The sequence below is a fragment of the Vogesella sp. AC12 genome, from assembly GCF_024437575.1.
In the GTDB taxonomy this organism is placed as follows: Bacteria; Pseudomonadota; Gammaproteobacteria; order Burkholderiales; family Chromobacteriaceae; genus Vogesella; species Vogesella indigofera.
In genome coordinates, this window is sequence record NZ_JANFNU010000004.1 from 126264 (window position 1) to 144280 (window position 18017).

Consider the following 18017-nt stretch of genomic DNA (forward strand, 5'->3'; position numbering starts at 1 on the left):
GAAGATCGGGCGTGTCTATGAAAATGCACCAAGCGCGTGGCTTTACGCTGATCGAGCTGATGGTGGTGATGAGCATCATCGCCCTGTTGCTGACCATTGCCGTGCCGCGCTATCTCAGCAGTGTCGAGCGTTCCAAGGAAGCGGTGTTGCACAGCGACCTGTTCATCATGCGCGAGGCCATCGACAAGTACTACGGCGACCGCGCCAGGTATCCGGATGCGCTGGAGCAGCTGGTGACCGACAGGTACCTGCGCAGCCTGCCGCAAGACCCGTTTACCGAGAGCAGCACGACCTGGGTGGTGGTGCCGCCGGACGATCCGGCCAAGGGCGGGGTGTTCGACGTCAAGAGCGGCGCCGAAGGCGAGGCACAGGATGGCAGCCGCTATCAGGAGTGGTAGCGCGCGTCGCCGTGCCCGGCGGGTGCCGGCTGTCGGCCAGCGCGGCTTCACCTATCTCGGGCTGCTGGTGCTGATCGGGGTGATCGGCTGGACGTTGGCCGCCACCGCCGAGGTATGGTCCACGGTGCAGCAGCGCCAGCGCGAGCAGGAGTTGCTGTTCGTCGGCAACCAGTACCGCGAGGCGATCCGACTGTACTACGAGCGCTCGCCGGCGGCGGCCAAGCGCTACCCGCCGACGCTGGCCGACCTGTTGCTGGACAAGCGCTATCCCACTGTCCAGCGCTATCTGCGCCAGCTGTATCCCGACCCGATGACCAGCAAGCCGCAGTGGGGGCTGCTGCGCGCGCCCGACGGCGGCATCGCCGGCGTCTACAGCCTAGGCGGCGGCGTGCCGTTCAAGGTCGACCAGTTCGAGCCGCGCGACGCCGCATTCAAGGGTGCGCGCAGCTACGCGCGCTGGCAGTTCAGCTACCAGATTGTTGGTGGCGGCGCGCTGAAGGGCGATGCGGCCAACGAGGATGGTGAGAGTGAGCAGCCGTTCGACGCGCCGGCCGACAACGCCGATACCGGTGCTGACGGCTGAGCGTCGATTGGACGCGATGCAATCTGCCGGGATGGCCCGCGCGCCGGTTCTTCACGATGCCCCGCCGGGGCTGATCGGCCTCCGGCGTGCGCCACATGTCTTCAAATGCCCTGGATGGCGGATGATGTTGTGCAGCTGGCCGATCCGCTCGTCCTGATCGGATCCGCTGGCGCTGATGAAGCCCGGGTTGGCCCGCAGGATCACGCCCTTGCGGTCGGTCATGCTGACCAGCGGGCGATGGAACTCCCGCGGGTACGCCTGCCCGGTCACCGGTTGATGGTGTCGCATGCTGAGCTTTCGTCTCGGGTTATGGGCGTCATGGCACGCTTGCCGTCATCCGGCAAGCGGTCCGGCGTGTGCCAGGATCTTCTTTTGTAACCGTAGCAGCAGGTTTTTCTCGGACAGGCTCAGGACGGAAAATGTCCGTTCGGCCCGCTCGTGCAGGCGTGGCAGCAGCGCGTCCATTTGCGCGATGCCCCGCGCCGTCAGGCGCAGTTCGACGGTGCGCCGGTCATGTGCACTCCGGGAGCGCCGGATCAGCTGCATGGCTTCCAGCTCGTTGCAAATACGGGAGACGTTGGTCGGCTGTTCCCCGGTGCTTGCCGCCAGCGCGGAGGGGGTCATCACCCCATCCTGCGCCTGGTACAGCACCAGCAAGGTGGCGTAGGTCACCGGGGTCAGGTGGGCTTCGCGCAGCGTGTCGTGCATGTCCGCCAGCATCACCTTCCATAAGCATTGGAGCTGGTGAACCAGTTCCATGCTTTGTGGCGAATTGGGCGGCAGGCCGGGCTTGCTGCGGGCGAGCAGTGCTTCGGCAGCCCGGACGGTACGCCGTCCGGGCTTGGCGGGATGGCTTATGGTGCGGTCCATTGGTATCGGCCTCAGTGCACGTTGCTGGTATCGGCGACGCGGGTGGGTCTGGGCGCGAGCCAAACCACACAGGCCGCCACCACGAACGACAGGCCGCTGATCCAGAACACCTCATTGGTCGACAGCATGATGCTTTGACTGTCCACCAGATAATTGAGCAGGTTGCGTGCCGGCTCTGTTCCGAAGACCGTCCCCATCGAATGTACCGCTTCGCCGCCGGCATCGGACAGGCCGGTCAGCACGTCGTGGTAGTACTTGGCCTTGTCCTCCCAGGCCGTGGTCACCAGCGAGGTGGCAATCGCGCCGGACATGGTGCGCAGGAAGTTCATCAGACCGGCGGCGGCGGCCATCTCGTGTTCTTCCACACTAGACATGGCCAGGCCGATCAGCGGCACGAAGAAGAACGGCATGCCGAGTCCCTGGAAGAAAAGGGGCAGCGCTACCTGCACGAAACTGATGTCGGTGGTGGCAAAACTGCGGAACAGCGTCACCGCGCCCAGCCACATCACGCCCATGAACACCAGTGGCCGCGGATCCATGCGCGTGGTCAGCTGCGCCACCAGTGGTGCGGCCAACACGGACAGGATGCCGCTGATGGCCTGTGCGATGCCGGCATCCGTCGCGGTGTAGCCCATATAGCTTTGCAGCCATTGCGGGGTGAGCACGGTGGCGCCGAAGAACGAGCCGAAGGCGAGGGAAATGGTCAGTACGCTGACCCAGTAACCACGGTGGCGGAACACGCGCAGGTTGACCACCGGGTTGCGCTCGGTGAGTTCCCAGATCAGGAAGGCGGCGAAGCCGATCACCGCGACGATGGCCAGCGTCACGATTTCATTGGACGCAAACCAGTCGTGGTTCTTGCCTTCGTCCAGCATCAGCTGCAGCGCCGCGACCCAGACCACCAGCAGTGCCAGCCCGATGCCGTCGATGCGCGAACGCTGGATGGCGCTTTCGTGGCGCTTCAGCATCTGCCAGGCGATGTAGCTGCAGATCAGCGCGATCGGCACGTTGATGTGGAAAATCCACGGCCAGCTCACCTGGTCGCACAGCACGCCGCCCAATAGCGGCCCCAGCACCGGCGCCACCAGCGTGGTCATACTCCACAAGCCAATGGCCGTACTTTGTTTCTCTTTCGGGAAGATCTGTTGCAGCAGGGTCTGCGACAGCGGCATGAGCGGGCCGCCGGCCAGCCCCTGCAGCACGCGGCAGGTCAGCAGCATCTCCAGCGAGGTCGACATGCCACAGAGCATGGAGAACAGGCCGAACAGCAGCATCGAGGTCACGAACAGGCGCACGGTGCCGAAGCGGGCGGTCAGCCAGCCGGTCAGCGGCACGGTGATGGCTTCTGCCACCGCATAAGAGGTAATGACCCAAGTACCCTGGTTGGCAGCCACACCTAGGCCGCCGGCGATATTGGGCACCGAGACATTGGCGATGGTGGTGTCGAGCACCGCAATAAAGTTGCCCGCCGCCAGTGCCCCCGCGGCCAACCATAACGTGGCGCCGCTTAGCGGCGCGGGCGTAGCATGGGTTGTCGTTGCTGACATCGTGGTTTCCTCAGTTGTCGCGGGTGTCGATGGTTGCGGTCATGGACAGGCCCACGGACAGCGGGTGTGCCTTGAGCTCGGCCGGATCCAGCGCAATGCGTACCGGCAGACGCTGTACCACCTTGATCCAGTTGCCGGTAGCGTTTTGTGCCGGGATCATGGCGAATGCCGAGCCGGAGCCACCGGCCAGGCCCACGACCTTGCCGTGATAGACCGCCTTGCTGCCATACAGGTCGGACGTCAGCTTGACGGCTTGGCCGAGACGAACCTTTTCAAGTTGCACTTCCTTGAAGTTCGCATCGACGTGGGCCTGTTGCAGCGGCACCACCGACAGCAGGTTGACGCCGGCCTGTACGCGCTGGCCGACTTGTACCTGGCGCTTGGCCACCACGCCGTCGATCGGAGCGCGGATGACGGTGCGCGCCAGGTCGAGCCGGGCTTGGTCGCGCTTGGCGCGCGCCAGGGTCACTTCGGGGTTGCTGTCTAGCGTGCTGCCCTCGGTCAGCGTCTGGTTGCTCTTGAGCGCCTCGACCGCCGCTCGGTAGTAGGCTTCGCTTTGTGTCGCGGCTGCTTCCGCGTCGCGGTATCTGGCCTCGGCAACGGACAGTGCGTTCTTGGCATTGCTCAACTCCTCGGCCGATACGGAGCCATTCTTGACCAGTGCCTCGCGACGCTTGAAGTCAAGCTGCGCGCGCTCCAGGTCCGAACGCGCCGACGCCAGTTGCGCGGCGGCTCGAGTCTGCTCGGCGCTGCGTGCCTGCACCTGCGCCGTCAGCCCGGCATCGTTGGCGAAGAAACCGCGTACGCGACGTTCCGCGCGTTCCAGATCGGCTTGTGTCTGCGCCAGCGCCAGCCTGGCATCGCTGTCGTTCAGCAGCACCAGGATGTCTCCTCTCTTGACGTGCTGGGTGTCCATCACCTGCACCGTGCGCACGGTGCCGGCGACTTCCGGGGTGACCTGGGCAATTTCGGCGGCCACGTAGGCATTGTCGGTGCTGACGTAGTGCGAGGCGACAAGCACCCAGTAGCTGCCGTAGCCGATGGCGGCCGCGGCGATGGCGCCGCCCAGCAGCATGAACAGTTTTTTGCGGCGTACCGGCATTTCGTCTGCAGGCATCTGGGCGGCGGGAAGAGTTTGGGCTTGGCTGGTCATGTCATGTTCCTCGAAAAGTGTGATGGTTCGTATGTGTTATCAGGTGCGGTCGCTCTGGTAGCCGCCACCCAGCGCCTTGATCAGGGCGACGTCCTGGGTAAATTGCTGGCTCTGCAGGTCGGTCAGCACCCGGCGGGCGTTGATGACGCTGTCTTCTGTATTCAGCACGGTCAGGTAATTACCCAGCCCGCCCTGATAGCGTTCCAGGGACACGCGGTAAGCCAGTTGCGCTGCCTGCAGCGAGGCCTTGCGCAGCTGCAGTTGCGGATCCAGCATGCGCTGTTGCGTGACGGCGTCGGCCACCTCGCGCAGCGCCTGGGCCAGCGTCTGGTTGTAGCTGGCGACCGCACTGTCGTATTCGGCGCGCGCGACGCGGTAGCCGCCTTCCAGCTGGCCGCCACGGAAAATCGGCAGGCTGATGGCCGGGCCGATGCCGGCGATGCCGGCGCCGCCCTTGCTCAGCATGTCGATGCCGAGCGACTGGACGCCGAGGTAGGCGCCCAGATTGACGTTGGGGTAGAAGCCGGCGTGGGCCACGTCGATACGCTTGGCAGCGGCTTCGGCGCGCAGGCGTGCCGCGACCAGATCCGGCCTGCGGCCGATCAGTTCGGCCTGTACCTCGGACGGCAGACCCTGCGCCTGGCTTAGGTCAACGCTCGGCCGCGCAATGCTCTGGCCGCGGTCCGGACCGGCACCGGTCAGGGCTGCCAGCTTGTTGCGCTGCAAGGCGATCGCCTCGTCGACCGCGATCAGGTCGGCTTCCGCGCCAGCACGGCGCGATTCGGCCTGGTAGCCGCTACCGAGGGTTTCCAGCCCGTTGCGCTGGCGTTCGTTCAGCAGTGCCTCGCTGCGGCGGCGGACTTCCACGGCTTGCGCGGTGGCGTCGCGGTCGGCATGCAGGCGGGCCAGTTCGGCATAAGCGGCGGCGATGGCGCTGGTCAGCATCAGCCGGGTCTGTGCGGCTTCGGCCTGGGCGGCGGCGAGCTCGGAGGTTGCCGCGGCGACGGAAGCGCGGTTCTTGCCCCAGAAATCCAGTTCGTAGCTGAAGTCCAGCGCCACGCGGGCCGAGGTGTTGAAGCCCTGCGGCATGGCGGCACGCGGCGTGCCGTTGTTGTAGCTCTGCTTCTGGCGCATCACGCTGGAATTCAGGTCCACGCCGGGGAGGCGGCTGGCGCCGGCCTGCTGGGCATAACCTTCGGCCTTGAGGATGCGGGCCTGTGCGGTGGCCAGGTCCGGCGCATTGGCCAGCGCCTCTGCCATCAGCTGGGTGAGCTGGGCATCGCGGTAGCGTTGCCACCACTGTTGCCCGGCCCAGCTGTTGCCGGTACCGGCCAGGCTCTGGCTGCTTTGCAATTTTTCCGGGGTGTGCAACTGCGGCTGCGGGCCGAGATCCGGCACGCTGGCACAAGCTGCCAGTGCGGCAGTAAATGCCAGAACAAGGCCGTTGCATGCGATGTTACGTGCTGAGTTTCGCGGGTAAGTGGGCATTGCGTTCTCCTATAAGTAAACCAATTGGTAAAGTTATAGCAACAAGCTACAATGGCTGTCAATACTTAACTTAACCGTACAGTAAACTTATCGAGAGAGGGAGATATGCGAGTGAAGAGCGAGAGCCGGCGGCAGGCGATAGTCGCCGCAGCGGCCGAAGTGTTCCTGGAACGTGGTTACGAGATCGCATCCATGACGGAAATCGCCGAGCGATCCGGCGGATCGAAAGCCACGCTGTACAGCTACTTTCCTTCCAAGGAAGCGCTGTTCCTTGTGGTGATGAAGCAACAGGCCGAAGAATACATGGTGGAGGCGTTTGGCCGTTTGTCGCCGGGCGCTGATCTTGCCGGAACCTTGCAAAAATTCGGAGAGCACTATCTGAATGTGATACTGCTCCCGGATCTGCTCATCATGCGCAGCATCGTCATGGGCGAGGGACCGCGTTCAGGCATGGGGCGGGTGTTTTTTGACAGCGGCCCGGCGCAAGGGTGGGGGCAACTGGCGCAGTTTCTCGAAGGCGAAATGGCGGCCGGCCGCCTGCGCCCCGCCAGGCCCTGGCGTGCCGCCCTGCATTTGATCAATCTGCTTGAGGCGGATTACCTGGAGTCTTTCATGACAGGCTTCGCCGAGGCGCCCAGCGCACAACAGATCGTGGCGTCAGCGCAGGAAGCCGTTCAAGTGTACTTGCATGGTTATGGTCGAAGCAGCAGCCGTGACCTGGGCATGCTTGAAAATGGCAGCTCAGGCCGCGTGGATGCGGAGGTGCCGGAGCCAGTCAACCAGTGAACGATGGTGGCGCTCCATGTTATAACTAAACCATTTGGTTAAATGTGAAGGCCATGGGTGAGAAATTATGACAATCGAGCGGAATCGTTGAGGCGGCATGCGTGTAAAAACTGAAGACAGGCGCCAGGCAATTGTTGCCGGGGCGGCCAAGGTGTTTCTGGAGCAGGGCTTCGATGCCACCTCGATGGCACAAATCGCCGCGCAGGTCGGCGTGACCAAGCCTACGCTTTATGGCTATTTCCCGTCGAAGGAAGATATCTTCCTGCACGTGATGAAAAAAGTGGCGACCGAGCTGCTGGCGGCGTCCTTCGAGCGCCTGGCGCCGGGCAAGGATCTGGGGCAGACCTTGCTGAATTTCGGCGAGCACTTTCTCGCCAGCATGCTGCAACCGGATCTGATCACGTTACGCGGCATCATCATGACGGAGGGGCGGCGTTCGGGTATCGGGGCCCTGCTGTTCGACAAGGGGCTTGCCCAGGAAATCGCAAAACTGGCCGCTTTCCTGGCGACAGAAATGGAGGCCGGCCAGCTGCGCCGGGCAAAGCCCGACACCGCGGCCGCCCATCTGCTGGGCATGCTGGAGTCGGAATACCAGCAGCACCTGCTTGGTGCCGCCAGTGAGCCGCCTACGGCAGCACAAGTTTCACAATCCGTTCAAGATGCTGTGGCCGTGTTCCTGCGCGGCTATGCGCCGGCTGCGTGACGCTGCTGCATGCAACGGCGCCAGTCAGCCGGCGCCCGACATCCCTCCGTCTGCCGGCTTGATACCGCTAGTGCGCCTTGCCTTGGCGCGCCGCCTGCAGCCGCTCGCGCTCCTCGCGCGGGGTGCAGCCGTAGCGCTGCTTGAACACCCGTGAAAAATGTGACTGGTCGGTAAAGCCCCACTGGTAGGCCAGCTGCGCCAGCGTTTGCGGCTGCGGGCTGCCCAGCGCCTGGCGGGCGCCCGCCAGCCGCTGTTCGCGCAGCCACAGGCCGAAGGTCTGGCCGGTGTCGCGGAACAGGTCGTGCAGGTAGCGCACCGAGATGCGGCAGGCGGCGGCGATCTGCTCCGGGGCCAGCCGGGTATCGGCCAGATTGGCGCGCACATAGCGTTCGATGCGGTTCAGGTGCGCGGCGCGCACGCAGGAGGCCTGCGAATCGAGCACCGCCGGGTTGCCCTCGGTGGCGGCGACGAACAGTTCCAGCAGCTGCTGGCCGACCAGCGGGTGCAGGCAGTCGTCACCCTGTTCCAGCCGTCGCCCGACCGCGCCGAGGTAGTCGGCAAACAGCGCGCCGATGCTGTGGCTGCCGTCAAAGGTCACCGCGCAGTAGCGCTCCGGGTTACGCAGCCGCGCGCGCAGCAGGTGGCCGGGGATTTTCAGCACCCACAGGTTGTTGGCGCGGGTGTGGTGGAATTCGTAGGGATCGTTGCTGCGTTCGAGGATGAAATGGCCGGCGCCGCAGTGCGCCTCGCGCCCCATCTGGCTGAAAAAGATGGCGCTCTGCCGCGGTAGCGACACCAGGAACTGCTCCTCGGCGGTGTCGTGCATCTCGCCGCGCACACGGCGGTAGCTGAGCGGGCCGCTGCTGAGCCGCGACAGCGACTGCTGTCCCAGCTGCCAGCAGCTGAGGTCGCCCTCGAATCGCGCCGGATCGAGAAAATCCAGCTGCAGGTTGAAATAGGTCTGGCCGATGATTTCCTGCCAGCGGCGATGGCGTTCCGCCGGCGCGGCGGCGGAAGTCGAGTAGTGCTGCATCATGTGTCGTCTCCTCTGGTGCCACCCCGGGATCGAGTCCGCCCGTCGTCGTTGCGACAGGATGCGCGGGTGTGGCGGCCGGCAGGCTGCCGGCGCTCATCACATGGGCCGACTGCAACGTTGGCCGCAGTCGACATTGCATCATTGCCTATTCTGCCCAGCGTGTCAGTTGATAACTGCCGGACTCGTGCAGCACCGCCTGCCAGCCGGGGCGGATGATGACGGTCGTGGTCGGCTCCTCGATGGCGGCGGGGCCGACGATACGGTTGCCAGCCTTCAGTTGTTCGCCGCGATAGACCGGCGTTTCCACCCAGCGGCCACTGTCGTCAAAAAGCATCGCCCGGAAGCCGTCGTGCGCCTGCGCCACGCCATCCTCGCCGGATGCCAGGTTCGGCAGCGCCGGCTTGTCGACCAGGCCGCTGACGGTGCACTCCAGGTTGACCAGCTCCACCGGGTTGTGCGGTTCGCTGTAGGTGAACAGCGCCTCGTGGCGGTGGTGGAAGGCCTGTAGGATCTGCTCGGCGCCGTCTGGCGTGATCTCGCCGTTGGCGATCTCCACCGTGCACTCGTGGATCTGGCCCTGGTAGCGCATCTCCAGGCTGCGGTGTACGCGAATCTTGCCGTCGTCAAAACCGTCGGCGCGCAGGTGGCTGCGGCCCTTGGCCTCCATGTCGTCGAACAGCCGGTTCAGCGTGGCGAGATCGGCCTCGCGGTGCAGCCGCATCGGCGCGCTGGCGAGGAAGTTGTACTTCACGTCGGAAATTACCTGGCCGAAGGCGCACAGGCAGGAGGCGAATTTCGGCACCAGCACGGTGTGGATGCCCAGCTCCTCCGCCAGCGCGGTGATGTGCATGCCGGTGGCGCCGCCGGCACAGATCAGTGCGAAGTCGCGCGGGTCGTAGCCCTGTTCGATGGAGATGCGGCGGATGCCGTTGGCCATGTTCATGTTCACCAGCGTGCTGATGCCGTAGGCGGCGCGCTCGACGCTGATGCCCAGCGGTTCTGCCACGTTGGCCGCAATCGCGGCGCGCGCCTTCGGCTGGTCGAGGCGGATGCTGCCGCCCAGTACCGCGTCCGGGCGCAGGTAGCCCAGCGCCAGGTTGGCGTCGGTGACAGTGGCGCGCTCGCCGCCCTTGCCGTAGCAGGCCGGGCCGGGGCTGGCACCGGCGCTGTGCGGGCCGACTTCCAGCATGCCGAAGGTGTTGATGTGGGCGATGGAGCCGCCGCCGGCGCCCAGCGTCTCGACGTGGATCATCGGCACGCCGATGCGGTGGCGCAGGAAGTCGATGTTGCGGTTGAGGTTGGTCTGGCCGTCCTTGGCCAGCGTGATGTCGAACGAGGTGCCGCCCATGTCGACGGTGATCACGTTGTCGATGCCGAACGGTTTGGCGATGTACAGCCCGGCCTGCGGCGCCGACGCCGGCCCGGAGTTGATCGCGTTCACCGCCCGCTCGCGCATGATGTTGCCGACCGCCAGCCCGCCGTTGGACTGGAAGTAGCGCACCGGGCTATGGGCCCCCAGCTCGGCGAAGAACTGGTCGATACGCTGCACGTAGCGGCCCATCACCGGGCTGAGGTAGGCATTGACGATGGTGGTGGAGGTGCGGGTGTACTCGCGCACCTGCGGGTAGACCTCGCTGCCGCTGCACACGAACACGCCGGGCAGGTGTTGTGCCACCAGCTCGCGGGCGCGCTGCTCGTGCGCCGGGTTGCGCACCGACCACACGAAGGAGATCGCCACGCTTTCGACGCCCTCGGCGCGGAAGTGTTCGATGGCGGCGAGGATGTCGTCCTCGTTCAGCGCCTCGTGCTCGCTGCCGTCGGCCAGCACGCGGCCGCGCACCGGGCGGCGCAGGTGGCGCGGCACCAGTTGTGGCGCCGGCGGGTAGCTGGCGTCGTAGCGGTAGCCTTCTTCCTTATGGCCGAGGCGGATCTCGATGCTGTCCTCGTGGCCGGCGGTGCACAGCAGGCCCACCTTCACGCCTTTCAGCTCGATCAGCGCGTTCAGCGCCACGGTGGTGCCATTGATGCACAGGTCGCAGTTCTGGATGATGTCGCCAACCGGCATGTCCAGCGCCTCGGCCATCTGCTGCAGGCCGGCGGCGATGGCGCGGGTGCCGTCGTCCGGCGTCGACGGGCTCTTGAACAGGCGCAGCGGGCCGTTGTGCTCGGCCAGCACGAAGTCGGTAAAGGTGCCGCCGGCGTCCACGCCCAAACGGAATCGCTGTTTCATGCTTGTGCTCCCAGGTTTAGTTGCTGACGCAGCGCGGCGGTGGCGGCGTCGTCGATATGCAGGTTGTCATCGGCGATGACCACGCCGTATTCCTCGCGTGCGGCCAACCTTGAGATCAGCCCGTTCTTCAGGTCGGCCAGCACCTGTGCCGGCGGGCGCTGCCACGGCAGGCCGTAGCCGCCGCCGCCGGGGTTGATGTTGCGCGCACGCTGGCCGGGCTTGAGGGTGGTGATCACGTTGTGGCGGTGCACGGTCAACGCGCCGTCGTGCTCCACCTCCAGGCGGCCGAGCTTCTTGTCGATCAGCACATCGTGTGCGCCGGCGGCGCCCATGGTCGGGATCTGGCGGCCTTCGCCGAAGGCGATCACCGTCATGTCGTGGCCGCGCGGCTCGACTTCCCACACCGTGCCGCTGCCGCCGCGGTGCGCGCCGGCGCCACCGCTGTCCTGCAGCAGGCCGTAGCGGTGGATGATGATCGGGTAGGCGTATTCCAGCAGCTCGATGTCGCCGGAGCTGAGCGCGCCAAAGCAACACAGCGGGCCGCAGGCGTGCCAGCCGTCCATGGACTGGGTGGCGCCGGCGCCGGAGATGATGGAGGCCAGCACCATGGTCACGTACTGTTCGCCGGTGGCGGGGTTGATGCCGGCGATGTTGATGCCGCTGGCGTGGCCCCACGAGGCGGTGACGCGCTCCGGTGCGGCGGCCTCGAACGCCATGCGCACCGCGTCGGTCAGCGTTTCCATCGGCGTGGTGGTGCAGTTGACGTGCGGCGCCGGCTCGGCGGCGTTGCACAGCGTGCCGTGGGCGCCCAGATCGACCGACACGCAGCGGTACAGCCCGGCGTTGTACGGCGGCGGCACCTGCGCGAACATCATCAGCCCGAGGTAGACGCCGGACATCGAGTTGCCGGCGTAGGAATTGATGAAGTAGGGGATCTGCGGCGGGCTTTGCACGCTGATGTGCACCTTGTCGCCGCTGACGGTGACCTGGGTCTTGATGGTCAGCTCGCCGTAGCCGTGGCCGGCGTCTTCCAGCACCGCTTCGCCGTGGTAAGTGCCGTCGGGAATGGAGCGGATCAGCGAGCGCATGTGGCGGTCGGCCATGTCCTTCAGCTCGGCGATGGCGGCGCGCACGGTGGCGAGGCCGTACTTGTCCAAGAGCGCCAGCAGGTTGCGCTCGCCGACGCGGCAGGCGCCGAACTGGGCGTTGAGATCCCCTTCCTGGTCGCGGCGGGCGCGCATATTGCACAGCAGCAGGTTGACCACGTCGTCGCGGCGGCGGCCCTGGTCCCACAGCTTCACCGGCGGGATGCGCAGGCCTTCGGCGTAGATCTCTTTCGCGTCCGGGTTGTAGCCGGCCGGCACCGGGCCGCCGATGTCGGTGAGGTGGCCCTTGCACACCGCCCAGAACACCAGCTCGCCCTGGTAAAACACCGGCTTGTACATGCAGCAGTCGAGGATGTGGCTGCCCTGGTACACCGGGTCGTTGTGGTAGATCACGTCACCCTCGTGGATGTCGTCGCCGAAGAAGTCGGCCACCGCCTTCATCGCCGGGATCAGCGAGCCGAGGTGGATGGGGATGTCCTGGCCCTGCAGGATCATTTCCGGCAGGTTATCGAACAGCGCGTTGCTGTAGTCGTGTGCCAGGTTGAACACGCTGGAGCGGCCGGTTTTCTCCAGCGTCAGCGTCATTTCGCGTTGCGCGGTTTCCAGCGCGCCGCGGACCACGGCCAGCGTGATCGGGTCGATCGCGGCTGGGACTTGATGCGCTTGTGTCATGGTGTGTCTCCGTTTTCTGGGGGGCAGCAATGCCTGTTGCCTGACTGCTACGGTAAGAACTTGTCCGGCCAGCGGCTTGCACCAGCGCGCACGAAATCTGGTCTGCCAGCGCAGTGCGCGGCGACAAAAAAGAACCCCGCAGCCAGGTGCGGGGAAAAGAGGAGTGAAGACGGTAAAAATGAAGCGGGAACGGCGCGCTCAGCCGCCCTGCGTCGCGGCCAGGCGGCTTTGCGACAGCTGCTGCAGGTAGCGGTACAGCCCGAACGACACCAGCGCGGTGGCCGGCGCCGAGAAGCTGGCCAGCAGGCCGCCGCTCTCCAGCAGTGCGATGCCACAGCCGGCGGCGACAAACCAGGCGCTGATGCCCTCGCGGCGCACCGCCTTGTTGTCGTCCGGCGCAAGGTTGGCCACAGGCTGGCTGAGGATGTGGGCCAGCGCGATGCCGACCCAGGCCACCACGAAGATGCCCTGGTAGGCCAGCGCCTGCAGGATCACGCTGAACACATTGCCCAGCATCAGCAGGTAGACGATGGCGCCGACCACCACGCCCCACGCCGCCTTGGGCAGGCGCAGGCCGCAGCTCTTGTCGAAGAAGGTCTGCATGTTGACGGTGGCGAGGTAGAAGTTGGCGGTGTTGATCCGCGTCTGGCTGACCCAGACAAAGGCCAGTCCGACCCAGCCCATCAGCTTCAACAGCGCCAGCACCACCGATACCTCGCTGACGCCACCGGTGGTCGGAATGCTGGCGGCGAGGAAGATGCCGACCACGCCGTTAAGCAGGAAGGTGAACAGGTAGAACGGCAGGCCGAAGTTGAAACGGGCGTGGTAGTCGCTGTCTTCGTTCTTGCCGAAGCGGGCGTAGTCCCAGGTGTACATCATCAGGATCCACACCCCCATGAAGTAGCTGAAGCAGTGCCACCAGCCGTCGGCCGGCGCACCGCCAGCCGGGGCCAGCTGCAGCCAGGCGTCGCTGTAGCCGTATTCGGTGATGGTCAGGATCACCGCGGCGGCCAGGCCCGACAGGTAGAACGGCAGCAGCACGCCATTGAGCTTGTCCAGCCAGCGCTGCACGCTGCCCAGCACCAGCGGCACGCTGTACACCACCACCAGCAGGTAGGCGTGCTCGATCGACAGCGCCGGGAACATGTGCTGGATGGCGACCGCGATCACCGAGCCCTCGAACACCGCGTAGTAGATGGCGGTGGCGAAGAAGATCAGCGTCGCCAGCGAGGCGCCGGAATTGCCGAACAGGATGCGCGAGAACAGCCCCACCGATAGCCCGCTGCGGATCGCGTAGCGGGTGATGATGCCGTTGATCACGCTGTAGCACAGCGCCGACAGCGCGAGGCCGATCAGCGTGTTGACGGTGCCGTAGTTCAGCGCTAGCGTGGCCGAGACCACCAGCCAGAACATCGCGCTGCACACCGACCACCACGCCATGCTCAGCCCCAGCCGCCCCATGCGCGCATCGGCCGGCACCGCGCTGCGGGTGAAGTCCGGGTCGTCGTGCCGCTGCGCTTGATTGATGATTGTTGCCACGATTGTCTCCTTTGTTATCAGCCTGATGGCCTGGAGTCATCGTAGGAAGGCGCTGCCCGGCGGGATAGCACGCCAGCGCAGGCTTTATGGTGCGCCAGTGCAGGCGCGTGGCCGAGGTGCAATCAAAGCAAGCCCGCCGCCGGCTTGCTTTATAATGCCGCTTTTGTTGACGGGCGGTGCGCAGGCAATGTCGGTTGGTCATTACGAGAATTTCCCGGTCGGTTCCCTCCTGCTGCCGCGGCGCATGCGCCGCGCGGTGCACGTGATCTATCACTTTGCCCGTCATGCCGACGATATCGCCGACGAGGGCGATGCCCAGCCGGCGCAAAGGTTGGCCGCACTGCAGGCGCTGCGCGACGAGCTGGCGCGCATCGAAGCCGGCACCACACCGCAGCTGCCGCTGATGCAGGATCTGGCGCGGGTGATCGCCGCCTACCAACTGCCGCTGGCGCCGTTTTACGACCTGCTGTCGGCGTTTAGCCAGGACGTGGAAAAGACGCGCTACCAGGACTTTGCCGAGCTGGTCGACTACTGCCGCCGCTCCGCCAACCCGGTCGGGCGCCTGATGCTGGCGCTGTACGGCGAGCACGACCCGCGCAGCCTGGCGATGTCGGACGGCATCTGCACCGCGCTGCAGCTGATCAACTTCTGGCAGGACGTGGCCGTCGACTGGCAGAAGGGCCGCGTCTACATTCCGCAGGACGATCTGGCGAAATTCCGCGTCAGCGAAGATCAGATCGCGCGCGGTGACGCCGGCGGGGTGTGGCCGATGCTGATGGACAAGGAAGTGAAGCGGGCGCTCGCCATGCTGGAGGCCGGCTCGCCGCTGGCGCTGAAGCTGAAGGGGCGGCTGGGCTGGGAGCTGCGCCTGATCGTGCTCGGCGGCGAGCGCATCCTGAAAAAGATACACGACGCGCGCGGTGACGTATTCACGCAGCGGCCGGTGCTGACCAGCCGTGACTGGCTGGCGATCATCTGGAAGGCGCTGAGCGCGCGTTCCGGCAAAAACAAGAGGAGACGGGCGTGACCCCGCAGCAATATTGTGAAGACAAGGCAAAGCAGAGCGGCTCCAGTTTTTACGCCAGCTTCCGCTACCTGCCGCCTGAGCAGCGTGACGCGATGGTGGCGCTGTACGCGTTCTGCCGCGAGGTGGACGACGTGGTGGACGAGATCCACGACGACAACGTGGCACGTACCACGCTGGCCTGGTGGCGCAGCGAGCTGGCGGCGCTGTACCACGGCACGCCCAGCCATCCGGTGATGCTGGCACTCAAGCCGCACGTGGCGCGCTTCGAGCTGCCGCAGGCGTGGCTGGCGGAGATCATTGATGGCATGCAGATGGATCTGGACGTGCCGCGCTACAACCGTTTTGCCGACCTGCAGCTGTACTGCCACCGCGTCGCCGGCGTGGTCGGCCAGCTGTCGGCGCAGATCTTCGGCTATACCGACCGCGCCACGCTGAAGTACGCGCACGAGCTGGGGCTGGCGTTCCAGCTCACCAACATCATCCGTGATGTCGGCGAGGACGCGCGCCGCGGCCGGCTGTACCTGCCGGTGGAAGACCTGCAGCGCTTCGGCGTGCCGGCGTCCGAGGTGCTGGCCTATCGCGAATCGCCGCAGTTCGAGGAGCTGATGCGCTTCCAGATCAAGCGCGCGCACCAGCACTACCGCAAGGCGTGGGCGCTGCTGCCGGCGGCCGACCGCAAGGCGCAGCGCATCGGTCTGGTGATGGCGGCGATCTACCGCGCCACGCTGGACGAGATCGCGCTGGATGGCCCGGGCAAGGTGCTCAACCAGCGGCTGTCGCTGTCGCCGGGACGCAAGCTGTGGCTGGCGTGGAAAACCTGGACCTTCGGCTACAAGCCTTGAAACCACGCGTCGCCGTCATCGGCGCCGGCTGGGCCGGCCTCGCCGCCGCCATCACGCTGGCGCCTGCGGCCAACGTGGTGCTGTTCGAGGCCGGCAAGGTGGCCGGCGGCCGCGCCCGCCGCGTACCGCTGGACGGCATGGCGCTGGACAACGGCCAGCACATCCTGATCGGCGCCTACCGCGAATCGCTGCGCCTGATGCGGCAGGTGGGCGTCGATCCGGCACAGGCATTGGCCAGCCAGCCGCTGCGCTGGCACCAGGTCGACGGCGTGCAGCTGCACTGCCCGGACTGGCCGGCGCCGTGGCATATGCTGGCTGGGCTGTGTCGCGCCAGGGGCCTGGGCTGGCGCGACAAGCTGGCACTGGCACGGCTATTGACCCAGCTCAGGGTGCGGCGCTGGCGGATCGGGCAGGATGTCGCGGCGCTGGACTGGCTGCGGCAGCGTGGCCAGTCGCAGGCGCTGCTGGACGGCTTCTGGACGCCGCTGATTCTGGCGACGCTGAATACGCCGCCGGCGCAGGCCTCGATGCAGCTGCTGACCAATGTGCTGCGCGACAGCCTGGGCGCGGCGCAAGCTAACGCCAGTCGCCTGCTGCTGCCGCGCACCGACCTGAGCGCGCTGTTCGCCGAGCCGGCGCTGCAATGGCTGGCCGGCGCCGGTGCGCAGCTGCGCCTCGGGCAGCGGGTGCGGCACATCGACTGGCACGCGCCGCGGCCGCTGGTGGACGGCGAAGCGTTCGATACGGTGCTGATTGCCACCGCGCCGTATCACGCTGCCGCGCTGGCGGCGGACGAAAAACTGTCCGCCATGCTCAAGGCGTGGCAATACCAGCCGATAAGCACCCTATACCTGCGTTTCGAGGGCAGGGTGCGCCTGCCGCAGGCGATGACCGGTTTGCAGCACGGCATCGGCCAGTGGTGGTTCGACCGCGAGGCGCTGACCGGCGAGGCCGGGCTGGTGGCGGTGGTGATCAGCGCCGCCGGCGAGCACGACACGCTGTCGCGCGCGGCGCTGACGGCGCGGGTGCTGGCCGAATTGCAGCAGCACGTGCCGGACTTGCCGCCGCTTAAGGACAGCTGGCAGATCACCGAACAGCGCGCCACCTTTGCGGCCAACGTTGGCCTTGCGCGCCCGGCGCCGCGACTTGGCGTAAAATCCGGCTATCTCGCGGGTGACTGGCTGTGTGCCGACTATCCGGCGACGCTCGAAGGCGCCGTCCGTAGCGGTATCGCCAGCGCCCATGCCCTCATGCAGGACTGGAAAAAAGAACATGATGCAAACGTTTGACAAAGATTATCTCGCCGGCCGCGTGGTGCTGGTGACCGGGGCCACGCAAGGCATCGGCCGCGAGACGGCGCTGGCCGCCGCGGGCCATGGCGCCACCGTGGTACTGCTGGCGCGCAGCGTGAAGGGCCTGGAAAAGGTGTACGACGAGATCGTGGCGGCCGGCCTGCCGGAGCCGCTGGCGATTCCGCTGGACCTGCTCAAGGCCAGCGACGACGAATTCAATACCCTGGCGTTCCAGATCAAGCAGGCGGTGGGACGGCTGGATGGCATCGTGCACTGCGCCTCGCACTTCTATGCGCTGTCGCCGCTGGTGGACCAGCGCATCGACGAGTGGATGAACCAGTACCGCATCAACACCGTGGCACCGTTCGCGCTGACCCGCGCCTGCCTGCCGCTCTTGAAGCAGGCGGCCGACGCCAGCGTCGTGTTCGTCGGCGAGACCCACGGTCAGCGTCCGGGGCCGTTCTGGGGTGCCTTTGGCGCCTCCAAGGCCGGGCTGGGCTATCTGGTGAAAGTCGCCGCCAACGAGTGGGACGTGTGGCCGCAGCTGCGCGCCAACCTGCTGGTGCCGGGGCCGGTCAACTCGCCACAGCGCACCCGTACCCATCCGGGCGAAGCCAAGAGCGAGCGCGGCGAACTGGCGGCGCTGATGCCGCACATGCTGTACTGGCTGGGACAGGCCAGTGCCGGGCGCAGCGGCGAGATCATCGAGCTGGATCTGCGTCCGTCGTAAACCACAAGGACAAGT

At 66.1% G+C, this 18017-nt stretch carries 17 protein-coding genes; 8 read left to right on the plus strand and 9 right to left on the minus strand.

Annotated features, from left to right (window positions below):
- Nucleotides 1-17 precede the first annotated feature (17 nt).
- Together NOM55_RS08710 and NOM55_RS08715 are read left to right on the plus strand one after the other, a co-directional pair.
- Nucleotides 18-398: a type II secretion system protein gene (locus NOM55_RS08710; protein WP_211329252.1), complete on the plus strand. Its 381-nt coding sequence runs from the start codon at nt 18-20 to the stop codon at nt 396-398.
- On the plus strand, nt 373-981 hold the full coding sequence (locus NOM55_RS08715; protein WP_255908262.1) for a type II secretion system protein: 609 nt from the start codon (nt 373-375) through the stop codon (nt 979-981). Before NOM55_RS08710 ends, NOM55_RS08715 begins: the two co-directional genes overlap by 26 nt.
- Nucleotides 982-1032: 51 nt before the next feature.
- Here NOM55_RS08715 and NOM55_RS08720 read toward each other — a convergent pair whose 3' ends face one another.
- Genes NOM55_RS08720 through NOM55_RS08740 form a run of 5 tightly spaced genes read right to left on the minus strand, consistent with a single transcriptional unit; the run spans nt 1033 to nt 6039 of the window.
- Complete coding sequence (locus NOM55_RS08720) at nt 1033-1269, minus strand: hypothetical protein (protein ID WP_255908263.1); 237 nt, start codon at nt 1267-1269, stop codon at nt 1033-1035.
- A 45-nt stretch (nt 1270-1314) separates the two neighbouring features.
- Entirely contained in the window at nt 1315-1851 is a 537-nt protein-coding gene (locus NOM55_RS08725) for a MarR family winged helix-turn-helix transcriptional regulator (RefSeq protein ID WP_255908264.1), read from the minus strand.
- An 11-nt stretch (nt 1852-1862) separates the two neighbouring features.
- Nucleotides 1863-3398, minus strand: a complete 1536-nt coding sequence (locus NOM55_RS08730; protein WP_255908265.1) for a DHA2 family efflux MFS transporter permease subunit — start codon at nt 3396-3398, stop codon at nt 1863-1865.
- Between the two features lie 10 nt (nt 3399-3408).
- Nucleotides 3409-4551, minus strand: a complete 1143-nt coding sequence (locus NOM55_RS08735) for an HlyD family efflux transporter periplasmic adaptor subunit (RefSeq protein ID WP_255908266.1) — start codon at nt 4549-4551, stop codon at nt 3409-3411.
- Between the two features lie 39 nt (nt 4552-4590).
- On the minus strand, nt 4591-6039 hold the full coding sequence (locus tag NOM55_RS08740; RefSeq protein ID WP_370687871.1) for an efflux transporter outer membrane subunit: 1449 nt from the start codon (nt 6037-6039) through the stop codon (nt 4591-4593).
- Nucleotides 6040-6150: 111 nt separating this feature from the next.
- Here NOM55_RS08740 and NOM55_RS08745 point away from each other — a divergent pair, with 111 nt between their 5' ends.
- The gene (locus NOM55_RS08745; RefSeq protein ID WP_255908267.1) at nt 6151-6825 is read left to right on the plus strand and encodes a TetR/AcrR family transcriptional regulator; all 675 of its coding nucleotides are present in this window, start codon (nt 6151-6153) and stop codon (nt 6823-6825) included.
- A 97-nt stretch (nt 6826-6922) separates the two neighbouring features.
- Complete coding sequence (locus NOM55_RS08750; RefSeq protein ID WP_255908269.1) at nt 6923-7528, plus strand: TetR/AcrR family transcriptional regulator; 606 nt, start codon at nt 6923-6925, stop codon at nt 7526-7528.
- 67 nt (nt 7529-7595) lie between these two features.
- On the opposite strand, the gene NOM55_RS08755 is transcribed toward NOM55_RS08750, so the two are convergent.
- The 4 genes from NOM55_RS08755 to NOM55_RS08770 all read right to left on the minus strand — a co-directional run bounded on the left by NOM55_RS08755 (nt 7596) and on the right by NOM55_RS08770 (nt 14111).
- Nucleotides 7596-8564, minus strand: coding sequence for a helix-turn-helix domain-containing protein (locus NOM55_RS08755; protein ID WP_255908271.1), 969 nt, complete (start codon nt 8562-8564; stop codon nt 7596-7598).
- A 145-nt stretch (nt 8565-8709) separates the two neighbouring features.
- Entirely contained in the window at nt 8710-10794 is a 2085-nt protein-coding gene (locus NOM55_RS08760; RefSeq protein WP_255908272.1) for a hydantoinase/oxoprolinase family protein, read from the minus strand.
- Nucleotides 10791-12572 (minus strand): hydantoinase B/oxoprolinase family protein, encoded by a 1782-nt coding sequence (locus NOM55_RS08765; RefSeq protein WP_255908273.1) that lies wholly within the window; start codon nt 12570-12572, stop codon nt 10791-10793. Before NOM55_RS08765 ends, NOM55_RS08760 begins: the two co-directional genes overlap by 4 nt.
- A gap of 198 nt (nt 12573-12770) precedes the next feature.
- Complete coding sequence (locus tag NOM55_RS08770) at nt 12771-14111, minus strand: cytosine permease (protein ID WP_255908274.1); 1341 nt, start codon at nt 14109-14111, stop codon at nt 12771-12773.
- 187 nt (nt 14112-14298) lie between these two features.
- On the opposite strand from NOM55_RS08770, the gene hpnC reads away from it, so the two are divergent.
- Genes hpnC through NOM55_RS08790 form a run of 4 tightly spaced genes read left to right on the plus strand, consistent with a single transcriptional unit; the run spans nt 14299 to nt 18002 of the window.
- Nucleotides 14299-15138 (plus strand): squalene synthase HpnC, encoded by an 840-nt coding sequence (gene hpnC / locus NOM55_RS08775; RefSeq protein ID WP_255908275.1) that lies wholly within the window; start codon nt 14299-14301, stop codon nt 15136-15138.
- A complete protein-coding gene (gene hpnD, locus NOM55_RS08780; protein WP_255908276.1) occupies nt 15135-15980 on the plus strand; it encodes a presqualene diphosphate synthase HpnD in 846 nt (281 codons plus the stop codon). Before hpnC ends, hpnD begins: the two co-directional genes overlap by 4 nt.
- Nucleotides 15977-17269, plus strand: coding sequence for a hydroxysqualene dehydroxylase HpnE (gene hpnE / locus NOM55_RS08785; RefSeq protein WP_255908277.1), 1293 nt, complete (start codon nt 15977-15979; stop codon nt 17267-17269). Before hpnD ends, hpnE begins: the two co-directional genes overlap by 4 nt.
- Entirely contained in the window at nt 17253-18002 is a 750-nt protein-coding gene (locus tag NOM55_RS08790) for an SDR family oxidoreductase (RefSeq protein ID WP_255908278.1), read from the plus strand. The genes hpnE and NOM55_RS08790 overlap by 17 nt, the downstream gene beginning before the upstream one ends.
- Nucleotides 18003-18017: the final 15 nt, after the last annotated feature.